Source organism: Donghicola mangrovi (assembly GCF_013377535.1).
GTDB lineage: Bacteria > Pseudomonadota > Alphaproteobacteria > Rhodobacterales > Rhodobacteraceae > Donghicola > Donghicola mangrovi.
Window position 1 is genome coordinate 126,702 of sequence record NZ_JABCJE010000006.1, and the last position, 25,691, is coordinate 152,392.

Annotated in this window: 26 protein-coding genes; 13 read left to right on the top strand and 13 right to left on the bottom strand. The window is 62.4% G+C overall.

Going from position 1 to position 25,691, the window contains the following annotated elements:
- Positions 1-4: 4 nt before the first annotated feature.
- The 7 genes from HJ536_RS13630 to HJ536_RS13660 all read right to left on the bottom strand — a co-directional run bounded on the left by HJ536_RS13630 (position 5) and on the right by HJ536_RS13660 (position 5,332).
- Positions 5-865, bottom strand: coding sequence for a branched-chain amino acid ABC transporter permease (locus HJ536_RS13630; RefSeq protein WP_177158141.1), 861 nt, complete (start codon positions 863-865; stop codon positions 5-7).
- A gap of 1 nt (position 866) precedes the next feature.
- Positions 867-1,583, bottom strand: a complete 717-nt coding sequence (locus HJ536_RS13635) for an ABC transporter ATP-binding protein (protein WP_177158142.1) — start codon at positions 1,581-1,583, stop codon at positions 867-869.
- Positions 1,580-2,308, bottom strand: a complete 729-nt coding sequence (locus HJ536_RS13640) for an ABC transporter ATP-binding protein (protein ID WP_177158143.1) — start codon at positions 2,306-2,308, stop codon at positions 1,580-1,582. Before HJ536_RS13640 ends, HJ536_RS13635 begins: the two co-directional genes overlap by 4 nt.
- Positions 2,309-2,314: 6 nt before the next feature.
- Positions 2,315-3,607 (bottom strand): ABC transporter substrate-binding protein, encoded by a 1,293-nt coding sequence (locus HJ536_RS13645; protein ID WP_177158144.1) that lies wholly within the window; start codon positions 3,605-3,607, stop codon positions 2,315-2,317.
- A 108-nt stretch (positions 3,608-3,715) separates the two neighbouring features.
- Entirely contained in the window at positions 3,716-4,546 is an 831-nt protein-coding gene (locus HJ536_RS13650; RefSeq protein ID WP_177158145.1) for an SDR family NAD(P)-dependent oxidoreductase, read from the bottom strand.
- Positions 4,547-4,574: 28 nt separating this feature from the next.
- The gene (locus HJ536_RS13655; protein WP_177158146.1) at positions 4,575-5,090 is read right to left on the bottom strand and encodes a 2,4'-dihydroxyacetophenone dioxygenase family protein; all 516 of its coding nucleotides are present in this window, start codon (positions 5,088-5,090) and stop codon (positions 4,575-4,577) included.
- A gap of 35 nt (positions 5,091-5,125) precedes the next feature.
- A complete protein-coding gene (locus HJ536_RS13660) occupies positions 5,126-5,332 on the bottom strand; it encodes a hypothetical protein (RefSeq protein ID WP_177158147.1) in 207 nt (68 codons plus the stop codon).
- Here HJ536_RS13660 and HJ536_RS13665 point away from each other — a divergent pair.
- Entirely contained in the window at positions 5,331-6,947 is a 1,617-nt protein-coding gene (locus HJ536_RS13665) for a XylR N-terminal domain-containing protein (protein WP_177158148.1), read from the top strand. The two genes, HJ536_RS13660 and HJ536_RS13665, sit on opposite strands and share 2 nt — an antisense overlap.
- Positions 6,948-6,990: 43 nt before the next feature.
- Here the strand turns inward: HJ536_RS13665 and HJ536_RS13670 are convergent, their stop codons facing one another.
- The 5 genes from HJ536_RS13670 to HJ536_RS13690 are packed head-to-tail and all read right to left on the bottom strand — an operon-like array spanning position 6,991 to position 12,401.
- Positions 6,991-8,556 (bottom strand): FGGY-family carbohydrate kinase, encoded by a 1,566-nt coding sequence (locus HJ536_RS13670; RefSeq protein ID WP_177158149.1) that lies wholly within the window; start codon positions 8,554-8,556, stop codon positions 6,991-6,993.
- A gap of 1 nt (position 8,557) precedes the next feature.
- Positions 8,558-9,283, bottom strand: coding sequence for an SDR family oxidoreductase (locus HJ536_RS13675; RefSeq protein ID WP_177158150.1), 726 nt, complete (start codon positions 9,281-9,283; stop codon positions 8,558-8,560).
- Between the two features lie 11 nt (positions 9,284-9,294).
- Positions 9,295-10,533, bottom strand: coding sequence for a sugar ABC transporter permease (locus HJ536_RS13680; RefSeq protein WP_177158151.1), 1,239 nt, complete (start codon positions 10,531-10,533; stop codon positions 9,295-9,297).
- Entirely contained in the window at positions 10,530-11,309 is a 780-nt protein-coding gene (locus HJ536_RS13685) for an ATP-binding cassette domain-containing protein (RefSeq protein ID WP_177158152.1), read from the bottom strand. The genes HJ536_RS13680 and HJ536_RS13685 overlap by 4 nt, the downstream gene beginning before the upstream one ends.
- Before the next feature lie 57 nt (positions 11,310-11,366).
- Positions 11,367-12,401 carry an ABC transporter substrate-binding protein gene (locus HJ536_RS13690; RefSeq protein ID WP_420811096.1) on the bottom strand — a complete coding sequence of 345 codons (1,035 nt, stop codon included), beginning with the start codon at positions 12,399-12,401 and terminating at the stop codon, positions 11,367-11,369.
- A 234-nt stretch (positions 12,402-12,635) separates the two neighbouring features.
- Between HJ536_RS13690 and HJ536_RS13695 the strand changes: the two genes are divergently transcribed.
- Positions 12,636-13,646, top strand: coding sequence for a substrate-binding domain-containing protein (locus HJ536_RS13695; protein WP_177158154.1), 1,011 nt, complete (start codon positions 12,636-12,638; stop codon positions 13,644-13,646).
- Positions 13,647-13,652: 6 nt separating this feature from the next.
- On the opposite strand, the gene HJ536_RS13700 is transcribed toward HJ536_RS13695, so the two are convergent.
- Positions 13,653-14,441, bottom strand: a complete 789-nt coding sequence (locus HJ536_RS13700; protein WP_177158155.1) for an IclR family transcriptional regulator — start codon at positions 14,439-14,441, stop codon at positions 13,653-13,655.
- 153 nt (positions 14,442-14,594) lie between these two features.
- Here HJ536_RS13700 and fabG point away from each other — a divergent pair, with 153 nt between their 5' ends.
- From fabG to HJ536_RS13755, 11 genes are all read left to right on the top strand, one after another.
- The gene (gene fabG / locus HJ536_RS13705) at positions 14,595-15,326 is read left to right on the top strand and encodes a 3-oxoacyl-ACP reductase FabG (protein WP_177158156.1); all 732 of its coding nucleotides are present in this window, start codon (positions 14,595-14,597) and stop codon (positions 15,324-15,326) included.
- 371 nt (positions 15,327-15,697) lie between these two features.
- Positions 15,698-16,927, top strand: a complete 1,230-nt coding sequence (locus HJ536_RS13710) for a branched-chain amino acid ABC transporter substrate-binding protein (protein ID WP_177158157.1) — start codon at positions 15,698-15,700, stop codon at positions 16,925-16,927.
- 69 nt (positions 16,928-16,996) lie between these two features.
- Positions 16,997-17,926 carry an SMP-30/gluconolactonase/LRE family protein gene (locus HJ536_RS13715; protein ID WP_177158158.1) on the top strand — a complete coding sequence of 310 codons (930 nt, stop codon included), beginning with the start codon at positions 16,997-16,999 and terminating at the stop codon, positions 17,924-17,926.
- A 1-nt stretch (position 17,927) separates the two neighbouring features.
- Positions 17,928-18,887 (top strand): branched-chain amino acid ABC transporter permease, encoded by a 960-nt coding sequence (locus HJ536_RS13720; RefSeq protein ID WP_177158159.1) that lies wholly within the window; start codon positions 17,928-17,930, stop codon positions 18,885-18,887.
- An 18-nt stretch (positions 18,888-18,905) separates the two neighbouring features.
- A complete protein-coding gene (locus tag HJ536_RS13725) occupies positions 18,906-20,186 on the top strand; it encodes a branched-chain amino acid ABC transporter permease (RefSeq protein ID WP_177158160.1) in 1,281 nt (426 codons plus the stop codon).
- Positions 20,183-20,941 (top strand): ABC transporter ATP-binding protein, encoded by a 759-nt coding sequence (locus HJ536_RS13730; protein WP_177158161.1) that lies wholly within the window; start codon positions 20,183-20,185, stop codon positions 20,939-20,941. The genes HJ536_RS13725 and HJ536_RS13730 overlap by 4 nt, the downstream gene beginning before the upstream one ends.
- Complete coding sequence (locus HJ536_RS13735; RefSeq protein WP_177158162.1) at positions 20,938-21,663, top strand: ABC transporter ATP-binding protein; 726 nt, start codon at positions 20,938-20,940, stop codon at positions 21,661-21,663. Before HJ536_RS13730 ends, HJ536_RS13735 begins: the two co-directional genes overlap by 4 nt.
- Positions 21,664-21,665: 2 nt before the next feature.
- Positions 21,666-22,433 (top strand): 3-ketoacyl-ACP reductase, encoded by a 768-nt coding sequence (locus HJ536_RS13740; protein ID WP_177158163.1) that lies wholly within the window; start codon positions 21,666-21,668, stop codon positions 22,431-22,433.
- A gap of 121 nt (positions 22,434-22,554) precedes the next feature.
- A complete protein-coding gene (locus tag HJ536_RS13745; RefSeq protein WP_177158164.1) occupies positions 22,555-23,397 on the top strand; it encodes an alpha/beta fold hydrolase in 843 nt (280 codons plus the stop codon).
- 12 nt (positions 23,398-23,409) lie between these two features.
- On the top strand, positions 23,410-24,888 hold the full coding sequence (locus tag HJ536_RS13750; RefSeq protein WP_177158165.1) for a flavin-containing monooxygenase: 1,479 nt from the start codon (positions 23,410-23,412) through the stop codon (positions 24,886-24,888).
- 11 nt (positions 24,889-24,899) lie between these two features.
- Positions 24,900-25,679, top strand: a complete 780-nt coding sequence (locus HJ536_RS13755) for a coniferyl-alcohol dehydrogenase (RefSeq protein WP_177158166.1) — start codon at positions 24,900-24,902, stop codon at positions 25,677-25,679.
- Positions 25,680-25,691: the final 12 nt, after the last annotated feature.

Below are 25,691 nucleotides of genomic sequence, written 5' to 3' on the forward strand. Positions count from 1 at the left end.
CCCCTTATTTCTTACGTGCCATGATGCCTTCGGGGCGCGTTGCCAACACCGCGAGGAACACCAGATGACCGAACAGAATGCCCAAGCCGGGGTCGATCCGAAGGCCGATAGCTTGCGCCACCCCCAGCACCATCGCCCCAAGGAATGCTCCCCAGAGCGACCCCATGCCGCCGATGATCACGGCCTCGAAAGCGTAGATTAGTTGGGCAGAGCCGTCGGACGGGGACACGGTGGCCCGCAGAGCGGCGAACACCGCGGCCAGACCCAGAATGGCGACCGCGATGGCGGTAGCGATGGCATAGATGCGTTTCGGGTCAACGCCGGTCATGGCGGCGGCCTCGGTATCGGCGGCGGCGGCGCGGAGGCCACGGCCAAAGCGGGAGTAGCGCAGCACCGCGTCCAGCCCGCCCGTCAATACGACCGCGCACATCAGGACCAGCACCGGCAGGACACCCAAGTAGATCCCGCCGATCTCGAAACTGGCGCTGGCGATGCCAGAGTTGGGCAGGCTGCGCGTGTCAGCTGACCAGACCTCCAGCATCAGGTTCTGTAGGGCAATCGACAGCCCGAAGGTCGCGATCAATGAGGGCAGCGGGTCTGCCCCGACCACTTTGTTCAGGATGAATTTCTGCAGCACCCACCCCAGCAGCACCGCGATCGGCACGATCACCACGATCAGCCCGATATTGCCAAGGGGCAGCACGCCCGCCAGCGAAATCACGATGAGGGACAGCAGGATCATCACGTCCCCATGGGCAATGTTCACGATCCGCATGACCCCGAACATCAGCGCCATCCCGAGGGCGTATTGGGCGTACATGCCCCCCAGCAGAACCCCTTGAATAATTGCATCAAGCCACTGCATGTCACGCTCCGAAATAGGCCGAGGCGATGGCCTCGCGGGAAATGTCTTGGGAAATGCCGGACAGGGTTATGCGCCCTTCCAACATGCAATACAGGCGGTCCGAGGCTTCGCGGGCCAAAGTCACGTCCTGCTCCACCAGCACGATCGAGGTCCCGGCGGCGCTGATTTCCGGCAACACGGCGTAGATTTCGCGGATCACTTTGGGCGCAAGACCAAGGCTGATTTCATCGCACAGCAGCACCTTGGGCTGGCACAGCAGTGCGCGGGAAATGGCAACCATCTGCTGCTGCCCGCCGGACAGGTTTTCGATGGGCTGGCGGCGCTTTTCCTTGAGGATCGGGAACAGCTGGAACAGGCGCTCGCGGGACCACGGGCCTTCGGCTTCGGACATGCGGGCGTTGTCGATGGCGACGCGCATGTTTTCCTCGACCGACATGCCAGTGAAAAGGCGCCGCCCCTCGGGGACCATCGAGATGCCCTTGCGGACCATTTGATGAGCGGGAGTGCCGCCGACTGGCGCATTTTCAAACCGGACCATGTCGGGGGCCACGGGCAGCAGGCCAAAGATCGACTTCAGAAAGGTAGACTTGCCCGCGCCATTGGCACCGATCAGCGAGATAACCTCGCCCTTGTCCAGATGCAGGTCGATGCCGAACAGAGCCTGAAAATCGCCGTAGCCGCCGGTCAGGGCGTGGGTCGACAGAATAGGTGAACTCATGCCTCGATCCCCATGTAAACGCGCTGGACTTCGGGGTTCTGCATCACCTCGTCGGGGGCGCCCTCGGCGATTTTGACGCCGAAGTTCAGCACCATGATGCGGCTGGCAACGGCCATCAGGGCGTGCAGCACGTGTTCGATCCAGATGATGGTGACGCCTTGATCGCGGACGCGGCGGATCAGGGCGACCAGTTCAGCCCCTTCGGCGTCGGTCAGGCCGCCTGCGATCTCGTCCAGCAGCAGAAGTTTCGGTTTGCCCGCGAGCGCCCGCGCCAGCTCCAGCCGTTTGCGGTTCAGCAGGGTCAGGCTGCCCGCAGGCGTGTTCGCGTGCTCCCACAACCCGCAGTCACGTAGCACACGCGCACAGTGGTCATAGGCCTCGGCCTCGCGCAGGTTGGCACTCATCATGGCGGGGACCAGCAGGTTTTCAAAGGCCGTCATCGCGCCAAAGGGTTGGGGCACCTGATAGGTGCGCCCGATCCCCCGTTGGCACCGCCGGTAGGGCGGCTCGGCCGAGAGGCGAGAGCCGTCAAGCGACAGCTCTCCTCCGTTGGCGGCCAGATCGCCGCTGATCAGGTTGAACAGCGTGGTTTTCCCTGCCCCGTTCGGGCCAAGGATCCCCAGCACATCGCCCGCCGCCACCGAAAAGCTGACATCGTCCACCACGGTCACGGCGCCGAAACGCTTGGTCAGCCCTTCGGCGACAAGGATTTTACGATCGGGCATAGGGGCTTAGCTCCAGCTGATCGGGGACATCTGCGCTTCGGGCTGCAGAACGTCGGGGTTCAGGCTGCTGTCCACAATCTTCAGGTCAAAGGGCCACTTCTCGCCCTTGACCCACTGCCCGCCAAAGATGGGGGTCTTGCAGATGTTGGCGTGGGGGCCTTCGCCGAAACGGATGTTGCCGACGATAGTGTCCAGATTGGTCGCGGCCAGCGCGTCGCGGTTGGCCATCCGGTCCATCGGGTTTTCCGAGCGCTTCAGGCTGTCCAGAACGACCTCCCACAGGGCATGGGCGTACCCCAGCGGCTGGGTCCACTGCTTGCCGGTCTCGGATTCCCAGATGTCCGCCAAGTCGCGGCTGGTCTGACCGGTGAGCGAGGATTTGTAGGGGAACGCAGGGGTCCACCAAACCTCCGAGGACATGCCCTCTCCCAGATCGCCCATCGCTTCGATCCCCGAGGGGAACAACAGCGCGGCGGCGACGGTCACCACTTTGGGGTGGTAGTTCTGCTGGTTGCACTGGGTGATAAAGGTCTTGAGGTCCGCCACATAGGTGATGCCGCCGACGATCTCGCAGTTGTTGTTCTTGAACTCGGCGATCTGCGCCGAGAAGTCGTTGGTGCGGGGCTCGAACATCGAGGGGGCAAAGGCCTCGAAGCCCGCGTCACGTACGGCAGGGGGCAGACCGTAATCGTTGTTGCCCCAGGTTTCGCCATCGGCGTTGCGGGGGAAGAGCATCCCGACCTTGCCGTTGGTCTCGATCGACTTCCACATGCCGGTAAAGGTGCCAAGCACATCCTCGAGGCCCCAGAAGAAGTGGTAGGTCCATTCAAAGGGTTGCTCGGCGCCGCCACGGGGCATTACGAACGCCTGCCATGGCGAATTCGACGAAATGCAGGGCACGCCATAGAGTTCACACTGGTCAGCGGTCGGGTTGTTGATGTCCGTGGTCGAGGCGGGCAGCATAAAGTGCACCTCGTCGTTCAGGATCAGATCGCCCGCGATTTCAGCGGCCTTGTTGGGGTTCGATTGGGCGTCCCGCAGCAGAATTTCGATGTTATAGGTCTCGCCGCCGATCTCGATGCCGCTTTTGACCAGATCCATGATCTTGTTGGCGGTATAGTCGTCGGTGTCGCCGAACAGGGACAGCGGGCCGGTCATAGGGCTGATCACCCCGATCTTGATGGTCTTGGCCGCGGCCCGCACGCCGCGCGGCAGGGCGATGGTGGCCGCAGTGACAGCCCCCAGCCCCTTGAGCAGGGTGCGGCGGTTCACGGTGTGCGGATTGATGGTCAGTGTCATGTCTCTTTCCTCCCTTGAAAACGGCGAACCAAGGGCGCCTCCCAGGCCCGTTTGGCAGGTCCGCCAGACCCACGGGGCAACGTCAGCGCCGCCCCGAACTGTGTGATGTCAGTCGATTTCCTGAGCGGGGCGCAGGATCAGCCCCCCGTCGATGACCATTTGCGAGCCGGTCACATAGGCCGACGCACCCGACGCTAGATAGAGCGCGAGGGGCTTGATCTCGTCGGTTTCGGCGACGCGCCCCAGACAGGACCAGCGGATAAAGGCTTGGCGATCCTCGACATTCGCCATGCGGCCCTCTGCGATGTTCGTGATGAACGGCCCCGGACAGATGGCGTTGACGCGGATGTCATAGCGCCCCAGCTCCATCGCCAGCTGCTTGACCAGATGGCTGACACCGGCCTTGGCGGGCATGTAGGGGGTGCCCACAATGCCATCCACATAGAAGGCTGCAATCGACGATGTCGCGATGATGGACCCGCCCCGCCCCTGCCGCTTCATGTGCCGCGCCGCCAGCTTCATGGTGTAGTAGATCGAGGTCAGGTTTACCCCGATCACCTTGTCCCAGTGGTCGTCGTGCAGGTTGTCGATCTCGCCCTCGGGGTTGCGGCGGCCTTCGGGGGTCAGGAACCCCGGTCCGGCATCCACGCCCGCATTGGCGAACACCACGTCGATCCCGCCCTGATGGTCCGCGATTTCATCGAACGCGGCGTTCATTCCTGCGCGATCCGTCACGTCGCAGACAATCCCGTAGACCTTGCCGTACCGCTCCGAAATCTCGGTCACGGTGCGGTTCAACTGGTCTGCGTTCAGGTCGATCAAGGTGACCAAAGCCCCCTGCTGCGCCATGATTTCCGCATAGGCCCGACCCAAGCCATAGGCCGCGCCCGTCACGACGACCGATTTGCCGGTCACGTTGAACATCGTCTCCAAAGACATGCGCTCTCCTCCTTCGGCGCGGGGGCCGTTACATGAACATGTCTTTGTTGACGGGGATGTTGTTGGCTTCGCAGTAGCTGACGTAATGGTCGATGAACCAGAACACGTCGGCGGTGAATTCGTAGTTCGCCTCGTCGTCGAAGAACTCGATCGCGCCGTTCAGCCAGAACAGGGCCTTCATGCCGTTCGGGTCGTCCGAATATAGGGTATGCGCCGTGCCGGGCAGTTCGTAGACAAAGTCACCGGGGCGCGCGACCCAGTCGTATTCGTAATAGCCCCACGACCCTTCCAGCGTGACAGCGGACACAACGCCCCGATGGCGGTGGGTGCCGATGCGGCCGCCGCCCTTGACCCACAGGATGTTCGCGGCCGAGTTCTGGCGGATGTCAAAGGCCAGATGCTTGATCGCTGCGTGCTCGCCAAAGGGCACCCAAGGGTTGTTCTTGTCGTCCCCGGGGATAAAGGCGCCTTCTTTGCCAAAGCGGTGAATCATCGCCTCGTGGGGCTCTGGCGGCAGCTTGGTAATCAGTCGATGTTCGTTCATTTTTCCTCCCGATCTCCCTGTGTTCAGGGCAAGGTTCAGCAGACCGGCAGGGCGATATTTGCGTCAAAATAAAAAATCGTCGCCGCTCTGCGGCATGGAGCAATTTCGCCAGATTGTCTGGCAATTTCAGCGGTAAAATTTTTCCTGACTGCGCGGGAAACCTTTAAATCAAGGCGATTTTGCTGCGGCGCAGCTTCATTATTTGGTGAAATGGTTTCATGAAATGCGCAATGTGGCCCCATGAAAACATCCGAAGACGAAGAACGCCTGCTCCACCGTGGGGGCCGCCCGACGCTGGCGGACCTGCTGGACACGCTAGAGTTTAGTCCCTCCAAAGGGGCGATCGAATTGAACGGCGCGCGGATGGTTCTGGCGCGGGCGACTTTTGGCGCTGACCTGCAGGACGAACTGGTCCGCCGGTTTGGTGAACACGAGGCCATGGTGCTGCTCATGCGCCTTGGCTACCGGAACGGGCGCGAGGACGCGGAATTCATCCGGCAGGAGTGGCCCAATCTGGACGTCGGGGATGCTTTCACCGCAGGCACGCGCCTCCATATGATGACCGGCACGGTGCGGGTCGAGACCCTGCACAACGATTTTGACTTCAAGAACGACCGGTTCTCGGGGGATTTCCTGTGGCACCAGTCGGTCGAGGCGACGGAATATTCCCGCCGCCACGGGCGGGCTTTCGCGCCCGTCTGTTGGGCGCAGACCGGATACGCGGCAGGCTATGCCAGCGTCTTTTTCCGCAAACTGGTCCTGTACAAAGAGGTCAGCTGCGCCGCGATGGGCGACAAATCCTGCCGCGTGGTGGGCAAAACCGTGGATGGCTGGGGCGAGAATGATCCCTTTGTCCGCATGTTTCTGGACGAGGTCCTGTCCACCCGCGCCGAAAGCCCCGCCCGCCGCAAAGCCTCTGACCGCCTACAAGACAGCGTCAGCACCCGCACGCTCGAGGAGTTGGTCGTTGCACCCGTCCGCGCCGATCTGGATCGCATCGCCCGGGCGCGCCTGAACGCCCTGATCACGGGCCCCGAAGGCTCGGGCTGCCGGATCGCGGCGGGTTGGTTGCACGCGGCCCGCTTTGCCCACGGCAAAATCCACCGCTGTCACGCAAACTCAGCGCGTCTGCCCGACCTATTAGAGGACGTGCGCAAGGCCATCGCCGCCACCGGCACCGCAGGCCACACGGTGATCGTCGAAGGCATCGACGCGCTGCCCGATGACCTGCAACTGACCCTGATCGAGATGATCAAGACCTTCGGCGCGGGGCCAGTGAACCTGCAAGTGATCGGCCTGTCCCAGCAGCCGTTGGCCCAGTTGCATCAGGCCGGACGGCTTCGGGCCGAGCTGATCTATGCCCTGTCCGTGCTGCCGGTGGCCATGCCCCCGCTGGCGGTCCGCGCGGCGGATATCCCTGCACTGGCGGACGCCCACTTGATGCGGATGCGCCCCACCGAAGAGGACGTGCCCCCCCGCCTGACCGAAGACGCGCGGCAGGCCCTGATGTTCGGGGATTGGTCGGGGAACCTGCCGGAACTGCGCGCCACTTTGATGCGGGCGGCGATCTGTGCGGTGAACCCGCCCTTGATCGACGCGCCGGATATCGAGGCCGCCAGAGGTGTCTCTGGCGCTGCGCCTGAGGTGTCCCACGATGGCGATTTCTCCCGACTTTTTGGGCAGTTGCGCCCCTTCTTTGAAGCGGGGATCGGGATTGACGCGCTGGTGTCCCGCATCGAAGGGCAAGCCTTGGCCGAGGCGGGAGGCAACGTCTCTGCCGCCGCTCGAACCTTGGGGTTGAGCCGCGCCAAACTGGATTACCGCCTGCGCCAGAGCAAAGAGGATGATCTGGTCTGACGGTCGGTTTTCGCGGGCATCAGGGTGCGGCGCCCGCGAAGGCTTACGCGCTGACCGCGCGACGGGCGATGGCCTGCAAGTCCTCGTATATCGCATAGCGCGCGGCGTGGCGGGCGACCGCGGTGGGATCGGGCTGGTGCGTTGCCTCCAGAGCCGACATCTGGTCCATCGCCTGCGTGACCGAGCCATGAACTCCGCCCGCAACTGCTCCGAGAATTGCGGAGCCTAGCAAAACAGGCTCCTCGGTCCGTGGCACGGCAACCGGAAGGCCGGTCGTATCCGCCAGAATTTGCCGCACCAAAGCCGATCGCCCCGCCCCGCCGCTGATCACGATTTCCTGCACGTGGGTGCCGGTGCGGGCCTGAGCCTCGGTGATCTGGCGCAGGCCGTAACCCAGCCCGCAAAGCCCCGCCAGATAGAGGGCGATCAGGCTGGACAGGTCATTCTCCATCCCGATGCCGCTGATCACGGCGCGGGTGTTCGGGTCCGCATGGGGCGCGCGGTTGCCAAGGGGTTCTGGCACCACATGCAAGCCTTTGACGGTCTGTAAAACGTCGTGGGTTTGGGCCTGAGTTGCCAACCAATCGGGCAAGGACATACCGTTTTGCTTGGCCTGCGCCTGCGCTGCGGGGGCGTAGGGGTGGTGCAGGATCAGGGCGTCGATGGCGGCGCCGGCGGCTGACTGGCCCCCTTCGTTCAGCCAGAGGCCGGGGACCATCGCGCTGAAATAAGGACCCCAGACGCCGGGGACAAAGGCGGGCTCGGTTGTGCTGGTCATGGTGCAGGACGAGGTGCCGAATACATAGGCCAGACGTACCTGCGGATTGTCGCCAACTGACCCGATCCCGCCCGCATGGGCGTCGATCAGGCCTGCGCCCACGGGGGTGCCTTCGGGCAGGCCCAACTCCGATGCGGCCCGAGCGGTCAGGCCAGTGCCCAAGGGCGTGCCTGCCTCGACCACGTTCGTGCCGATCCGCTCGAACCCTTGGTCCGCCAGATCCCCCAGTCCGATGGCGCGGATATAGCTGTCGTCCCAGCGCCCTTCGTGGCCCAAATAGGTCCACTTGCAGGTCACCGTACAGATGGACCGCGCCAGATCACCCGAGGCCCGCCATGTCAGGAAATCGGTCAGGTCCATGAACTGCCATGCCTGCGCATAGAGGTCAGGCATGTTCTCCTTCAGCCACAGGAGCTTGGGGGTCTCCATCTCTGGCGAAATCCGCCCGCCCACATAGGACAGCACATCATGGCCCATCGCGTTGATCCGCTCGGCCTGATCAAGGGCGCGGTGGTCCATCCAGACGATGATATTGCGATCCTCGGCCACGGGCAGTGGCGCGCCGCCCTCGCCCAAGATCACCAGCGAACAGGTCGCGTCGAACCCGATCCCGCGCACGCTGGCGGGGTCCACGCCTGCCGCAGTCACCGCCGATTTTACCGAAGTGCAGACCGCGTTCCAGATGTCCTCGCTGGATTGCTCAACGATGCCGCCTGCGCCCTTGTGCAGGGCGATGGCGCATTTGCCGGACCCCAGCATCGCGCCCGACAGGTCAAAGACCCCCGCCCGCGCGCTGCCGGTGCCCACGTCGATCCCGATCACGCAACCCATGTCACAGGTCCACGCTGTTGGGCAGCAGCACCAGATCGCGGACCACAACGCCTTTGGGACGGGTCAGCATAAAGACCAGCGCATCCGCGACCTCTTCTGGTTGCATGAGCGAGCCGTTGGCCAAAGCTTCGTCCATCTTTTCCTTGGGCCAATCGTCCAAAAGCGCCGTCACCACAGGGCCGGGCAGCACCGCCCCCATGCGCACCCCGTGGGGCGCGACTTGGCGGCGGGTGGTATGCAGGAACGCCTGAACCGCGAATTTGGAAGCGGTATAGATCGGCTCCCACACCACGGGGACGACACCGGCGACCGAAGAGGTGAACACCACATCCCCGCCTTTGCGCGCGATCATGCCCGGGAGGACAGCGTTCACACAGCGAAAGGCCGCATTGATGTTGAGGTTCAGCATCCGGTCCCACTCGTCCGGATTCCCTTCGGCCGCTGCGCCGCCGACGTAAGAGCCGGCATTCGCATGGAATATGTCGAGCGGCCCTACCAGCGCCTCGATCTGCGGGACCATGGCGCTGACCGCTGGCCCGTCGAACAGGTCCAGCACCAGCGGGTGCGCGTTGGGGCCGAGTTCATCGCAGAGGGTCTGCAGTTTCTCGGCGTCGCGGTCGATCAGGACGACTTTGGCGCCTTCGTTCAGCAGGGCTTTGGCGCAGGCCAGACCTATGCCAGAGGCAGCGCCGGTGATGGCAGCAGTTTTGTTTTCCAGTTTGGTCATTGGTGTTTTCCTTAGGCGCGGCCGTGGCGGGCACGAGAGCGGCGGGCAAGGCTGTCAACGATCACAGCGATGGCCAGAACGGCACCGGTGATCATGTAGCGCAGCGAAGACGACAGGTTCAGCAGGGTCAGGCCGTTCGAGATCGCCTGGATCACGATGACCCCCAGCAGGGCCGACCAAGCCGACCCGCGACCGCCAAACAGGCTAGTGCCGCCGATGACTGCCGCCGCGATGGCGTTGAGGTTCACGTCGCCGGTGCCAGCTTGTTGGCTGGCCGATGCCAGACGGGACGCAGCGAAGACGCCGCCCAGAGCTGCCAGCGAAGAACACAGCGCAAAGGCTGACAGGCGGATTTTCTGCACGCTGATGCCAGAGCGGCGCGCGGCCTCGGCGTTGCCGCCCACGGCGAACATGGAGCGGCCCCATTTGGTGCGGCGCAGGGCATAATCCAGCGCAATTACGAACAGGGTAAACACACCGAACATCCACGGCACACCCCGCCCGAGGTTCAGGTAGTAGACGCAGAACAGAAGGCCCGCGGTCAGAAGTCCGGCCTTGGCGAACAGGACAGAGCGACCCGCGCTAGACAGGTTGGCTGCTCGGCGGCGGGCCATGGTTTTCAGGCCGAAGAAGACCATCAAAACGCCGGGCAAGATCGCCGCCAGATAGGACAGCCAGTCGGGCATGATCAGGATCTGACCGAACTTCACCAGCGCCGAGGTGTAGGGCAAGTTGATCGAACCGGTGGACCCGAGGAGGTACAGTTGCAGGCCAAGCAGCGCCAGCAGGCCGGACAGGGTGGCGACAAAGGACGGCATCTCGAACTTGTTGCGCAGGAAGCCGTAGATCAGGCCGACCACCATGCCAGCCAGCACCGCGCCAAGGATCGCCAGCGCCACTGGAACGCCCGTATTCACCCAAAGTACACCGACCAAGGCAGACGACAACCCGCTCATGGAGCCGATGGACAAGTCGATTTCCCCCAGCAGCAGCACGCAAACCACCCCGAGCGAGATCAGGCCAATCGCGGCGGCATCAAACAGCAGGTTCACAAGGTTGTTCGGGGCCAAAAACACCGGATTGAGCGTTGAAAAGACGACTGAAATGACGATCAGACCGACGATGACGGGCAGCATTCCCAGATCACCGGAACGGACACGGTCGATCAGGGCGCGCAGGGCGCCAGCGATGCCTTCGTCATGACGGACGCGGCTGTCCGCGCGGTCGAGTCGTTGGGATGCGTCGCTCATGCGCTGGCCTCCTCTTGTTTGCGGGCCATGCGCTTGGAGACGCTGTTTTCAGCCGCCCCCGTGATCGCGGCCACCAATTCCTGATGGGATGTTTCGTTGGTAAAGACGCCGTTGTTCTGCCCCAGACGCAGCACGACAATCCGGTCTGCGACGGCGCGGACGTCCTCCATGTTGTGAGAGATCAGAATGACCCCGTGGCCTCGATCCCGAACCCGTTCGATCAGGTTCAGGACCTCGGCAGTTTGGGCGACACCCAGAGCGGCGGTGGGTTCGTCCAACATGATAATCTTGGGGTCGAGTAGCAGCGAGCGGGCAATGGCCACAGTCTGGCGCTGCCCCCCCGAGAGGGACGCGATGGGTTCGCGGACCGACGGAATGCGGGCGGCGAGTTCCTGAAGAAGGGTCCACGCGCGAACCTCCATCTGGACCTCGTCCAAGGCCCAAGGGTCGATCTCGTGGCCCAAGAACAGGTTCGACACCACGTCCAGATTTTCGCACAGCGCGAGATCCTGAAAGACGGTCGCAATCCCCAATTCCAGCGCGGTGCCGGGGCTGTCCAGCGATACGGGCTGCCCGCACCATTCGATAGTGCCTGCGGTAGGCTGGTGCACCCCCGCCAAAACTTTGATCAGGGTGGATTTCCCTGCTCCGTTGTCGCCCACAAGAGCCACAACCTCGCCCGCGTGGACGTCGAGTTCGATATCCTGTAGCGCCGTAACGGCACCGAACTGCTTGGACACGCCACGCAGTTTCAGGATCAGATCGCCTTTGTTCATTGGTCCTCTCCTCCCCAAGGGTGGCGAGGGCAGGTGATGCCGCCCCCGCCGGATGCGTTACTCGATACCCAGTTCGGCGCAGGCGGCCGCATACTCACCCGTGCACACTTCGGCTGCGGTCTGAATGCCCGCGTCAAAGATCTCTGCCTTGATGTTCTTTTGGGTCACCACGGCGGGCACGAACAGCTGCGAGGGCGTGTCGTAGAGCGTGGTGGTCGGCTCGGGCGTGCCGCCTTCGATCAAGGTCATGGCGACTTTGGCCGCCGCTTCTGCCACGATTTCCGAGGGCTTGGAGATGGTGTTGTACTGGTCGCCTGCGATGATCAGCTGAAGCGCCGCGATGGTCGCGTCGTTGCCCGTGACGGGGGGCAGCGGGTCAACGCCAGCAGCCTTCATCGCGGCAATAGCGCCACCTGCGGTGCCGTCATTCGCGGCCACGATACCTTTGATTTCACCGCCAAAACGGGTGATCTGACCAGCGGCCCATTCCTGTGCTTTGGGCGGCGCCCAATCGGGGGTGTCGAATTCCGAGAGGGTTTTGTAGGCCGAGTTATCCAGCGCAGAGTCGATGCCGTCGCGGATCAGGCCAGCCGCCGCATCGGTAGGCGAGCCGTTGATTTGCAGAACGCCTTCGCCATCGGCAACGCCGGTGGCCTTCAGGTGATCGACCAGCGACTGAGCGATCGCGCGGCCAATGCCTTCGTTATCGAAGGAGACGTAGAAATCAGCGGGCATGTCGGGGATCGGGCGGTCATAGGCGATGACTTTGACGTCCTGCGAATGGGCGATCTGCACCAGTGCCGCCGCAGCCGAGCTGTCAACGGGGTCCAGAACGATTACCTTGGCGCCCTGCGCGATCACCGAGTTGAACTGCTGCTGTTGCAGGGCCACGTCGGCGTTGGCGTTCTGGTAGATCACCGTGCAATCCGCGCAGAGTTTGGCCATCGCGGCCTGAAAACCGGGGTAATCGTGCTGCTCATAGCGGGTGGACGCCTGATCGGGCATCAGGAACGCAACGGTGGCAGTCTCGGCCATGGCTGCACCTGCGGTCAGCGACGCGGCGGCGGCAGTAAGCATCAGTTTTTTCATCATGTTTCTCCTCCAGAATGGTGCGACCCCGTTCATGGAAAAGATGGCCGGCAACATCAGACCGACCCGCGAACCGCGGGGCCAGAGCGCCTGTGCACCGTTTACCCTCCCACAACCCTCCTCAAGGTCGCTCTTTCGGTTGAGCAGACTGTTTAACAAATGCTCAACCGATGGAGCATGATTGCCACCGAATTTTAACCCTGTCAATATGGGCACATCCAACAGGAAAGAGCGGACGTGACCGACAGCAATTCTTCAAAGCGGCCAACGATTTACGATTTGGCGCAAATCGTCGGAACGTCCCCCACTGCGGTCAGTTCGGTCCTGAATGGATCGTGGAAGAAGCGTCGAATCAGCCAGAAACTGGCGGACAAAGTGCTCAAGGCGGCGCAGGATAACGGTTACACGGTGAACATTCAGGCCAGCGTTCTGCGGCGCGAGCGGTCGAACATCGTGGGGATGATCCTGCCGAAATACGACAACCGCTTTTTCGGCGCGATGGCCGAGGAGTTCGAGACCCGCGCCCGCGCCGCTGGCCTGTTCCCCGTGATCACCTGCACCCAGCGGGACCCTGCCTTGGAACTGTCCGCCGCCCGTGAAATGCTGAGTTATCAGGTAGACTACCTGATCTGCACCGGCGCGACGGACCCCGATCAGATCACCGATCTGTGCCGCGGGGCGGGGGTAAAAACCCTGAACCTCGACCTGCCCGGGACCAAAGCGCCCTCGATCCTGTCCGATAACTTTACCGCCGCGCGCGACCTGACGCGGGTTATTCTGGACGCCTGCGAACGGGATTTTGGCGTGGTCGAACCGCTGCTGTTCATCGGTGGCCGCTCTGACGATCACAACACGCGGGAGCGCCGTCGGGGTTTCCTTGAGGCCCATTCCGAGCGCAGCATTTCCGTGCCCGATGAGCGGTTGATCACGAATGGCTATGCGCCGGAAAAGGCCCGCCATACCCTGACCGCGCTAGACCATGTTCCCCACGGGATTTTCGTGAACTCCACCATCACCCTCGAAGGGGTGGTGTTCTGGCTGCAATCCTTGCCCCCCGAGCGGGCCGCCGAAATCCGTTATGGGTCGTTTGACTGGGACCCCTTTGGGGCGCTGCTTTCGCAGAGTGTGGGGATGGTCCGGCAAGACGTGGGTGCCCTGCTGGATCTGACATTCCAGACCATGCAATCGGGTCAGGATGCGGCCGAGATGCAGTTGGTGCCTTGTGCGCTGGTAATGCCCAAGTTCTGACAGGCATCAGCTAGCGCCGGACTGCCCCGACACGGCCTCGGAAATTCGCAGTGCCGTTGCTCTGAGGCTCGGCAGGATTTTCTCGGCCCGCTCTTTGGTCAGGCGCTGGGGGATGGTCGAAATGCTCATCGCCAAAAAGGAACTGCCACGTGGATTCGGAACCGGCACGGTCAGGCCCGCAACCCCAATAAAGGTCACGTCCCGCGCCCACCCGAAGCCATGTTTGCGAATGGCTTCAACCTCGTCCCGCAGGCCGTCAGGCTCGGCCTCGCCGAATAGGCGCTTGTCGGTTTGGGCGCGGCTGATGATCTGCTCGGATTCGTCCTCGGACAAGGAGGCCAGCAATGACCGCCCGCAGTGGGTCGAGACCAGCGACAGCGTCTGGTTGGCGGACACAACGTGGGTCCGGATCGGATAGGCACCCTCGCAGCGCAGCAGGTAATGGCTGAAATCACCGGTTCGCATCGCCAGATACACCGTGTCGCCGCAGTCATCGGCCAGCGCCTGCACGATGGGGCGCAGACGTGCGGGGTCGCCCACGGGACTGGGGGCGTTCAGGCCCAGTTCATAGATTTGCGAGGACAGTCTGTACCCCCTATCACGGGTGCGCTCGACGAATTGTTCCGCGACCAGCGTGCTGAGCATCCGGTGAACCGTCGGGCGGCTAAGCTTGGTGCGTTCGGTCAGGTCGATCAGCCGTGCTCCGCCGGGGCCGAACCGCCCCAGTTCGCGCAGAATCAAGCAGGTGCGCTCGACCACCTGACTTTTGCCTGCCTTGTCTTCTTGTTCTGCCATGATGCCCCTCGAAAGACCACTATTCGGACTTATGGGGCAGATTGGTGGCCCGATCAATCACAGAGCTTGCAAAGAAATCAGAATTGTATGCGCCATGACCGTATTTCAAAAAGTCTGCATGTCGGACATTCTTGACATCAAGGGAGAGGTTTCATGGCCGAAAGGTTTCAAGATCAGGTCGCCGTTATCACCGGCGGTGCGCGCGGGATCGGGCGCGCGGTGGCGCAGCGTTTGCTGTCCGAGGGCGCGAAAGTGGCGATCTGGGACATGGGTGGCGCAGCAGAGGCCGCCGCAGAGTTGGGGGCGCTTGGGGTTGCGGTTGATGTCTCGGACGAGGCGTCGGTGAGCGCGGCATTCGCGGCGACCGAAGAAGCCTTTGGTAAGGTTGATATTCTGGTAACGGCGGCGGGGATTACAGGCCCGACCCATCCGGTGCTGGGGCACGAATACATGTCTTGGAAGCGGGTTCTGGACGTCCATTTGGGGGGTGTGTTCCTGTGCACGCGGGCGGTCGTTGATGGGATGGTCGCGCGGGACTATGGGCGCATCGCGACGATTGCCTCTGTCGCGGGCAAAGAGGGGAACCCGAATGCCTCCAGTTATTCGGCGGCCAAAGCTGGGATCATCGGCTTCACTAAATCTTTGGGCAAGGAACTGGCCGCGACCGGCGTTCGTGCCAATTGTTTTGCGCCGGGGCTGATCAATACGCCCCTCATGGAACAACTTCCGCAAGAACAGATCGAGTTCTCTTTGTCGCGAATCCCTCAGGGGCGCTTCGGTACGGTCGAGGAATGCGCGGCCATGATTTGCTTTATGATCAGTTCGGAATGTTCGTTCAACTCTGGCGCCGTGTTCGATATGTCCGGCGGGCGAGCCACCTACTAAGTTCGATTGATGGACTCTTTTGGGCGACAGGCCCTGAAAGAGTCCATTCTGTTTTCGCACAAGAAATTCGATATATCATTTAATAACAGATATATAATCCGCAATCCTCACAAATCCCCATCTTAATGGGCGCAAAAAATTCAGCTTTAGGTCCGCATGTTGGACTCTATGAGTTGACCGTTTGACCCGAGTTTTACACCATAGGCTGCACAAGGGAGCACCCGCCACACATCACGAGGAGAGACGTGTCGGGTGATTGGGCCTAGGCCTTTTGGAGAAACGGGAATTCAATCGCAGGTAGATGTCCGCACGGACACCCCCAAAGGCCACCGCCCGAGGGGACCGGAGAGATTTCCCTTAGGGAGACGCATATGACCAGAACTGTTTTCGCATCCGTTATTGCTTTGGTGGCCGCATCCGCAGCCCACGCGCAGGACACTTTCAAATTCGCGATGATCGACCCTTTTTCGGGTCCTGCCGCCGTCGTGACCGAGCGCATCGAAAAGGTGCTGCGCTATTCCGTGGACGAGGTGAACGCCAAGGGCGGCCTGAACGGCCAGCAGATCGAAGTCCTGACCTTTGACAACAAGATGTCACCGCAGGAAACCGCCATTCAGGCGCAGAAGGCGATCGATCAGGGGGCGCGCATTCTGCAAACCTCGGTGTCGTCGTCGAACACCTTTGCGCTGGTGGATTTCGTCAACAAATACAACCGCCGCAACCCCGATCATCAGGTCATTGTTTTCGACGGGGCGTCCCATGACCCCGCGATTACTGGCGCGAAATGCAGCTATTTCAGCTTCTCTTGGGTGCTGGATGCGGACACCAAAACCGCTGGCCTTGCGACCTATCTGAAGGACCGCACCGACATCACCAAGGTCTACCTGCTGAACGCCGAAGGCTCCTCGGGTCAGACCACCCGCCAGTCGGTCATCGACAAGGTCGGCGCGAGCCGCCCCGATATCGAATGGGTTGGCGATGACACCCACCCTCTGCAGAAAATCACCGACTTCACCCCCTATATCGCCAAGATCAAGGCATCTGGCGCGCAGGCCGTGATCACTTCGGACTGGGGCGCGGATCTGGCGCTGGTCCTGAAGGCCGCGGGCGAAGCGGGGCTCGACGCCGAGTGGTACACCTATTTCTCCACCGGCCCCGGCGCACCGACCGCGATGGCGCAATCGGGCCTGAATGGCAAAGTTTACTCGGTATTCGATGGTGACGCGGGCATCCAGAACGCGGATCTGCAAGCGCACGAAGTGGCCTTCCGCGAGAAGACCGGCATCTCGGCAGGCGCCTTCCCCGGGGACAGCTCGGCGATGCGCGCGCTGGCCTTGGCCGCAGAGAAGGCGGGTTCGAACGAGGTTGACGCGCTGATCGCCAGCCTCGAAGGGATCGAATTCCAGACCATCTACGGCGCCCCCGCCCATAGCCGCCCCGAGAACCACCAGATGGTGACCCAGATGGCTGTGTCCCGTTTCATCGACGTTCCCGAAGGCGCGCTGGACGAAGAAGGCACCGGTTGGGGCTGGGAAAACGTCGCGCTCATTCCGGCCGAGGCGATCACTCTGCCCACCGAATGCAAGATGAAGCGCCCCTGATATCTCCCTCGGGGCGCGGAACGACGGTGTTTTGCGCCCCGCACGTATCGTTGGTGTGAGGAGGAAAGAATGACCAATTATCCCTACAGAACCGTCGCGACCGGCCTCGGGTTTCCCGAAGGCCCCGTTGTGATGCCGGACGGCTCGGTGATCGTCTGTGAAATCAAGAACCGCTGCCTGACCCGTATTTCCCCCGATGGCACCAAAGAGGTCGTGGTCACCCTGTCCGGCGCACCCAATGGTGCGGCCGTGGGGCAGGATGGGGCCTTTTATATCTGCAACAACGGCGACGGGTTCGCTTGGGGTGATCCGGGGGGCGTAACCCAGCCCGTGGGCGGCAACCCAGAATACAGCGGCGGCCGGATCGAGCGCGTGGACCTGACCACCGGCGAAGTCACCGAGCTCTACCGAGAGATCGGCGGGCACCCCTTGCTGATGCCGAATGACATCGTGATCGACCGCGACGGCGGCCTGTGGTTCACCGATCATGGCACCCGTACGCCCCGCAGCTTCCTGCATGGGGGGCTCTATTACGGCAAGCCCGACGGCTCTTTCGCCTGTGAAATCGCGTGGCCCATCACCACCGCGAACGGTGTCGGCCTGTCGCCGGATGAAAAGACCGTTTATGTGGCCGAAACCGAAACCGGCCGCCTTTATGCCTATGATATCATTGGAGAAGGTGAAATTCACAAGCCCAACCCCTTTGAACCCGGCGAGGCCGTTCTGGCCCAAGTCGAAGGGTTCAAACGGTACGACAGCCTTGCCGTTGAGGAATGCGGAAACATCTGCTGCGCAGGTCTGACCCCCGGCTGCATCACCGTCATCTCGCCCGAAGGCAAAGAGGTCGAGACCGTCGAAATGCCCGACCCCTTCTCGACCAACATCGCGTTCGGCGGGCCGGATATGAAGACCGCCTATATCACCCTGTCCGGTTCGGGGCAGTTGATTGCCATGGACTGGCCCCGCGCGGGGCTCAAGCCGAATTTCTCGGGGCTGTGACATGAGCGCGGAAGTTATCACATTCTCTCTGCTGAACGGCACGCTCTACGGCATGTTGCTGTTCCTGTTGGCCTCTGGGCTGACGCTGATCTTCTCGATGATGGGCGTTCTGAACTTTGCCCATGCCAGTTTCTTTATGCTCGGGGCCTATTTCGGCTACGAGATTTCGGGGATCGTCGGGTTCTTTCCGGCCCTGATCATCGCGCCGGTTCTGGTCGGCCTGTTCGGCGCCCTGATCGAACGCTACGGCCTGCGCCGTGTCCACAAATTCGGCCATTTGGGCGAGCTGCTGTTTACCATCGGCGTCGCCTTTGTGATCGAGGAAGCGATCCAGATGATCTGGGGCCGCAGCCCGATGGACTATCAAGTGCCCGAGGCGCTGAATTTCACTGCCTTTGAAATCTTTGGCACCGGCTACCCTGCGTTCCGCTTGTTCATGCTGATTATGTCGGTGGCGATCTTTGCGGGTCTTGCCCTGCTGCTGACCCGCACCCGCGTTGGTCTGATCGTCAAAGCCTCGCTGACCCACCCCGAGATGGTGTCCATGCTTGGCCACGATGTGCCGCTGGTGTTCATGTCTGTCTTTGGTGTCGGCTCTGCGCTGGCGGGCGTGGCTGGTGTGATCGGCGGCCCGATCCTGATCACCCAGCCGTCGATGGCCGCAGCCCTTGGCCCGATCCTGTTTGTGATCGTGGTGGTCGGTGGTCTGGGATCGCTGGCCGGGGCCTTTATCGCCTCGCTGCTGGTGGGGTTCATCCAGACCTTTGCCGTGGCGATCGACCTGTCCGTTGCGGATGTCTTTGGCCTGATCGGAGTGACCCAGCCCCCCGCCGCCCTTGGTGCGCTGGTGTCCGATATCTGGAACGTCTCGGTGTCTCAGGTTGGCCCCGTCATTCCCTATCTCTTGCTGGTTGTGATGCTGATTTTCCGCCCCATGGGCCTGATCGGCAAGCGCGCCTGATGCTGAAAGGATAAACATATGTCAGTCAGCACACTCGATACGCCCGCGCGCAGTGCCAATACGCGCCTGACCGCCGCCCTGCCGTGGCTGGCCATCACCGCGATGCTGGTCATCCTGCCTTTGCTGTTCAGCAGCAATTCCATGATTTCGACCCTGAACTATCTGGGGACGATGGCGATCTTTGCCCTGTCCTATAATGTTCTCTTGGGTCAGACGGGGCTGCTGTCCTTGGGGCATGGGACGTTCTTCGGGCTTGGCGGGTTTATCGCCACCCACGCGATCCTGCACATGGCCGAGGCGGGGCTTAGCTTTCCCCTGCCCTTGATCCCCGCGATTGGCGGGTTCGGGGCGCTGATCCTCGGGGTGTTCGGGGGCTGGCTGGCCTCTGGCCGCGGAGGGATGCCCTTTGCCATGATTACCCTCGGACTGGCAGAGCTGGTCTATGCGGCGGCGGCGCTTTTTCCCTCGATCTATGGCTCCGAAGAGGGGATCGCCATCGACCGGATGGAACTTGGGGCGTCGTTCGGAATGGATTACGGCCCGACCGTGGACATCTATGTGATCATCGCGGTGTGGTTCCTGATCTGTGCGGGCATTCTGTACTATTTCTCGAAAACGCCCTTGGGTCTGCTGACGAACGCCGTACGCGACAACGCCGAGCGCATTGAATTTCTAGGCTTTTCCGCCCGCCGTGTGCGAATGCTGGCCTATGCCATCGCCGCCGCTGTGGCCGGTGTCGCCGGATCGCTCGCTGCCCTGAATTTCGAGATCATGACCGTGAACGAGATGGGCGCGGCCACCTGTATGCTGGTGCTGCTCATGACCTATATCGGCGGGACCAAGCATTTCTTCGGGCCGGTTCTGGGGGCCATTGTGATCGGTCTGATGAAGATCTGGCTGTCCGATATTTCCCCTGCGTGGATGATGTACTTTGGCCTGTTGTTCATCTTTGTGGTGATGGTGCAGCCCGCCGGTCTGGCCGGTATTCTGATGGACGGGATCGCGCTGGCCCGCTCTGGCACCGCCGCCGCCCAAGCACCGATGCTGGCTCTGATCGGGCTGGCCGGTCTGATGACCCTGATCGGCACGATCATCCTAATCGAGTTGGCTTACCGCGCCGGTCTGGACGCCCCCTTGGGCCCTGAAATCACTGTGCTGGGTCTGCCGCTGAACACCGGATCGGTGCTGTCCTGGGGTCTTGGCGCTGTGCTGGCCGGTGGTGGCATCGCTGCCATGCGCCCCTTGCTGGACCGTCTGGACACCCTGCGCCACACCCTCAGCCAAGGAGAGACCGCATGACCAACGCGCTCGAACTTAGAGACCTGAAAAAGTCCTTTGGTCCGGTGGAAATCATCCGCGGCGTCAATCTGGACCTGCGTGCGGGCGAACGCCACGCCCTGATCGGGCCGAACGGCGCAGGCAAGTCCACGCTGTTCCACCTGATCTCGGGCCGGATCGCGCCCACCTCGGGGCAGATCCTGTTCCAAGGGCAGAACATCGCGGGCAAACCCCCTGCCGAAATCGTGCGCGCGGGCCTGTCGCGCAGTTTCCAGATCACCAACATCTTTCCGCAGATGAGTGTGCTGGATAACTTGCGCTGCGCCGTGCTGTGGAAACTGGGCCATCGCTATTCGATTTTCAGGCAGACCCCAACACTGCCCGACGTGGCCATCGAATGCGAGCGCCTGCTGGATCAGCTTGGCCTGACGCGCCGCGCGCATGATACCGCCGACAGCCTGACCTATCCCGAACAGCGGGCGCTGGAACTGGGGCTGGCTGTGGCCTCGGGAGCGAATACCCTGCTGCTGGACGAACCCATGGCGGGCATGAACCATTCAGAAACCGAAGCCGCCCTGCAACTGATCATGAAGGTCACCGAGGGCAAAACCCTGCTGATGGTCGAGCATGACATGGGTGTCATTTTCGAGATGGCCGACCGGATTTCGGTGCTGGTCTATGGTCAGATCATCGCCACCGGCACGCCTCAGGAAATCCGCGCGAACCGCGCTGTTCAAGAAGCCTACCTTGGCACCACCGAGGAGGAAGCCGCATGAAACCCGAGCTGAACATCACTGCCGAAACCCTGCTGTCGGTCCGCGGCCTTCAAGCGTGGTACGGCAAGAGCCACATCCTGCACGGGGTCGATCTGGACGTAAAACGGGGCGAGATTGTCTCGCTCTTGGGGCGGAACGGCGCGGGGCGCTCGACCCTGCTGAAGGCGATCATGGGCGCGGTCACCACCAAGGGCGAGGTGCAGTTTGGCGGCCAGTCCCTTGGCGGGCAGAAGCCGCACCGGATCGCCCATGCGGGTATCGGCTATGTCCCCGAGAACCGTGACGTTTTCCCCGATCTGACGGTACGCGAGAACCTGATCCTGGGCCTGAAGCCCAAGGGCGAAGGGCGCTGGTCGATGGAGGATATCTTTGACCTGTTTCCCGTGCTGCGGACCCGTGCGGAAACGAATGCTGGGTCGCTGTCGGGGGGCGAGCAGCAAATGCTGACCATCTGCCGGACCCTGATCGGCGATCCCGATCTGATCATGGTGGACGAACCGACCGAGGGCCTCGCCCCCAAGATGGTCGCCGCTGTGGGCGAGTTGTTGGAGCGGATCGCGGCCAAAGGTGTGTCGATCCTGCTGGTAGAACAGAAACTGGTGATCGCGCTGGATATCTCGCACCGGCTTTATGTCATGGGCCACGGCGAGATTGTGTTCGAGGGCACACCTACGGGGCTGATGAACGCCCCCGAAGTACGCGCCGAATGGTTGGAGGTTTAACAATGAGCAGACCTGTTGCACTGGTCACAGGCGCCCGCCAAGGGCTTGGCCGCGGGATCGCGCTGGCACTGGCCAAAGCGGGCTTTGATGTGGCCGCGCTGGACATCGTGTTGGACGAGAAATCCGATGCGGTGATCCAAGAGCTGAAGGCACTGGGGGCGCGGGCCTATTTCGGGCAGATGGACCTGTCCGATCTGGATGCCCACACCGCCGCGATCGAGGCCGCCGAAGACGCCTTGGGTCCGGTGGATGCGCTGGTGAACAACGCCGGTATCGCGGCCCGCCCGCTGACCGACATTCTGGATCTGGGGTCCGAAGCATTCGACCGCAATCTGGGTGTGAACCTGCGCGGGACGTTCTTTTTTACCCAAGCGGTGGCCAAGCGGATGATCGCGCGGGACACGGATCGGTACCGGTCCATCACATTCATCACCTCGATCGCGGCCAGCCATGTGTCGACCGACCGCAGCCCCTATTGCGTTTCCAAGGCGGGCCTGTCGATGACCGCGCAGCTATATGCGGACCGGTTGGGGCGCCACGGAATTGCGGTGCACGAAATCCGCCCCGGTTTCATCCGGACCGAGATGACCGGCTCGGCCCCGACGGGCAAGATCGACGCCTATATCGAAAGCGGCGCCGTCACCCAGAAACGCTGGGGCGAGACGGCAGATATCGGCGCGGTTGCGGCCTCGCTCGCGTCGGGGGCGCTGCCCTATGTGACCGGACAACCGATTTACGTGGACGGGGGGTATCACATCCCCACGGCCTGATCACCCTCGGGGGCGTAGGCCCCTGATTTGCGACAAAACCAGCCTCCGTCCGGGTTTGGCCCGGCGGCACCGCACCCGTTCGGGCTGCGACCAGAGAGGCTATTTCTGGAGGAGATTTGAAATGCTAGACAACCAACCCTTCCGCGAAGGGGCAGTCACCGTCGGCGGCGTCAGTGTCCGCTACCGCGTGGCTGGCCCCGAGAATGACCGCACGCCCCTGGTTCTGGTGCACGGCACTGCGGGCTCGATCGACGGGCACTACGGCTATATTTTCCCGATGATGGCGTACCGTCAGCGGGTAATCGCGCTGGACTGGTCCGAACCCGAAGGCGACGCGCTGGAGCTGGCCGATCTGGTCGCGCAGGTCAAAGCCGTCATCACCGCCGAAGTTCCCGAAGGCCCCGTGACCCTGATGGGCTATTCGCTGGGGGCCTGTGTGGCCGCCCTGACCGCCTACGAAATGGGGGACAAGGTCGCGAACCTGATCCTGGCGGCGGGCTGGCTGCGCACCGACACCCACCAGAAAATGCGCAATGACGTGTGGCGCCAGCTGCGCGATCAGGACAGTGCCTCGATCACGCAGTACATGACCTTCTGCGCGTTTTCGCCCGCGTTCATGAACATGCGGACCCTGACCGATATGAAGGCCGCAGCGGGTATGCTGAAGATCACCCCCTTTGTCGACAAGCAGATGGACCTGAATACCCGCATCGACATCGCCGCCGAATGCGAAGGGATCGCCGCCAAGACGCTGGTGATCGGCTGCACCTACGACATGATGGTGCCCAAGCATCACTCCAAACAGCTGTTCGGCGCGATCGAAGACGCGCGCTATGCGGAAATCCCCTCGGGGCACGCGGTGGTCCATGAACGGGCGGCCGAGCTGTTCCACTATGTCGACCGCTTTACCCGCCAGCCGGATGAATTCCCCGCAGGCACCATCATCCCCGCGCAGAAACCCTGAGGAGACAAGGCAATGACCACCGAAACCGATATCCTGATCGTTGGCACCGGCTTTGCCGGCCTTGGCATGGCGATCCAGCTCAAACGTGCGGGCCGCGAGAATTTCATCGCGATCGAGCGCGCGGGCGATGTGGGCGGCACCTGGCGCGATAACCACTATCCGGGGATTGCCTGCGATGTGCCTTCGCACCTCTATTCCTATAGCTATCTGCCAAACCCCGACTGGTCGCGCGTGTTCTCTCCGGGTGGGGAAATTCAGGCCTATATCCGCAAATGCGCCGAGGACGAGGGCATCCTGCCCCACATCCATTTCCACACCGACATGCTGAAAAGCACGTGGGACGAGGCATCCAAACGCTGGGTCGTCGAAACGTCCAAAGGCACCTATGTCGCGAAAATCCTGATCACCGGCACCGGCCACCTTGCGGACGGGCATATGCCCCGGATCGAGGGCTTGGACAGCTTTGTCGGCGATGTGTTCCACTCGGCCAACTGGGATCACTCTGTCTCGCTCGAGGGCAAGCGGATCGGCGTCGTGGGCTCTGGCGCGTCGGCGATCCAGATCGTCCCCGAGATGCAAAAGGTCGCCTCGGAGATGGTCGTGTTCCAACGCTCGGCCCCCTATATGATCCCCCGCTGGGACCGCGAATTCACCGAAGGCGAGCGCCGCATGTGCCGCCGCGATCCGTCGGTGGTGGAGGATCTGCGCTCGGAGATCTTCTGGTCGGGCGAGTTCAACTTTGCCCAACGCCGCAACATCCCGCGCTTCCTCAACGAGGCCAAGGCGCTGGCCGTTGGTCACCGCGAGGCGCATATCAAAGACCCCGACCTGCTGGCCAAACTGACGCCGGACTATGAAATCGGCTGCAAACGTCTGCTGATTTCCAACACCTACTACCCCGCCATCGCCGCCGAGAACGCAACGCTCGAGGCATCCGCCCTGAAACGGGTCGAGGGTAACATGGCCTATGGCGCCTCGGGCACCGGATACGAGCTGGACGTGCTGGTCTTTGCGACCGGGTTCGAGGCTGTCCGCCCGCCCTTTGCCGCCCGCATCTTTGGCTCCGAAGGCATCAGTCTGGACGCCCACTGGGATCGCGGGATGCAGGCCTATGACTCGATCGCGGTGAACGGGTATCCGAACCTCTTCATCATTAACGGGCCGAACACCGGTCTGGGGCACAACTCGGTCGTCTATATCATCGAGGCGCAGGTCGACTACATCATGGGCGCCCTTCAGCAGATCGAAGAGCAATCTATCGAAGTCATCGAGGTCAAGCGCACCGCCGAGGACGCCTATATGGAAAAACTCGACACCATGGCGCAGGGCACCGTCTGGCTCGCGGGTGGGTGCAAGTCGTGGTACGTGGACGACCGCTCCGGCCGTTTGACGCTGGTGTGGCCGGACTTTGCCCACAGCTTCCGCGATGAAAACGGCACCTTCCACCCCGAAGGCTATGACATGCAACCCGCCCCTGTGGCGGCGGAATAAGGGCGCGCATCATGTTGGAAAACAAGACAATCATCGTGACCGGCGTGTCCTCTGGCATCGGCCAGGAGGTCGCGCAGCAGATCAAAGCGGCGGGCGGCAAGGTGATCGGCATCGACCGCAACGCGCCCACCGTGGCGCTGGACGGGTTCCATCAGGTCGACCTGACCGACGAGGTCGCACTGGATGCCCTGATCGAGACTTTGAAGCCGCTCAAGGCGGATGGGCTCGCCAATATCGCGGGCGTTCCCCCTACCGCCCCCGTCGACGTTGTCGTGACGGTCAATCTAGTGGCCTTGAAAAAGCTGACGCTGGGGCTGGTGGACAGCCTTGCGGACAACGCGGCCATCGTCAATCTGGCCTCGCTGGCCGGTTTGGGATGGGAAGCCGAGACCGCCAAAATCAAGGCCGCCGCCGATCTGACCCACGCCGATGTGCCCGCCTTCTGTGCGGATCAGGCCATCACCAAGGACACCAGCTACTTCTTCACCAAGCAGGCGCTGGTTGCATGGACCCACGAGAACCGCTGGACGTGGCGCGACCGCGGCATCCGCATGAACGCCGTCAGCCCCGGCCCCGTGGACACGCCGATCCTTGGCGATTTCCTTGAAACCCTAGGCGAGCGCGCCGAAGAGGACGCCCGCATCATGGACCGCCCCGGCCGCCCCACAGACATCGCGCCGGTCGTGGTGTTCCTGCTGTCGGACGGCTCTGGCTGGCTGCGCGGCATCAATATTCCCTGCGATGGCGGCATGCGCGCCTACATCGACGCCACCAGCAACGGCCTGTCCTGAAGGAGACCGCAA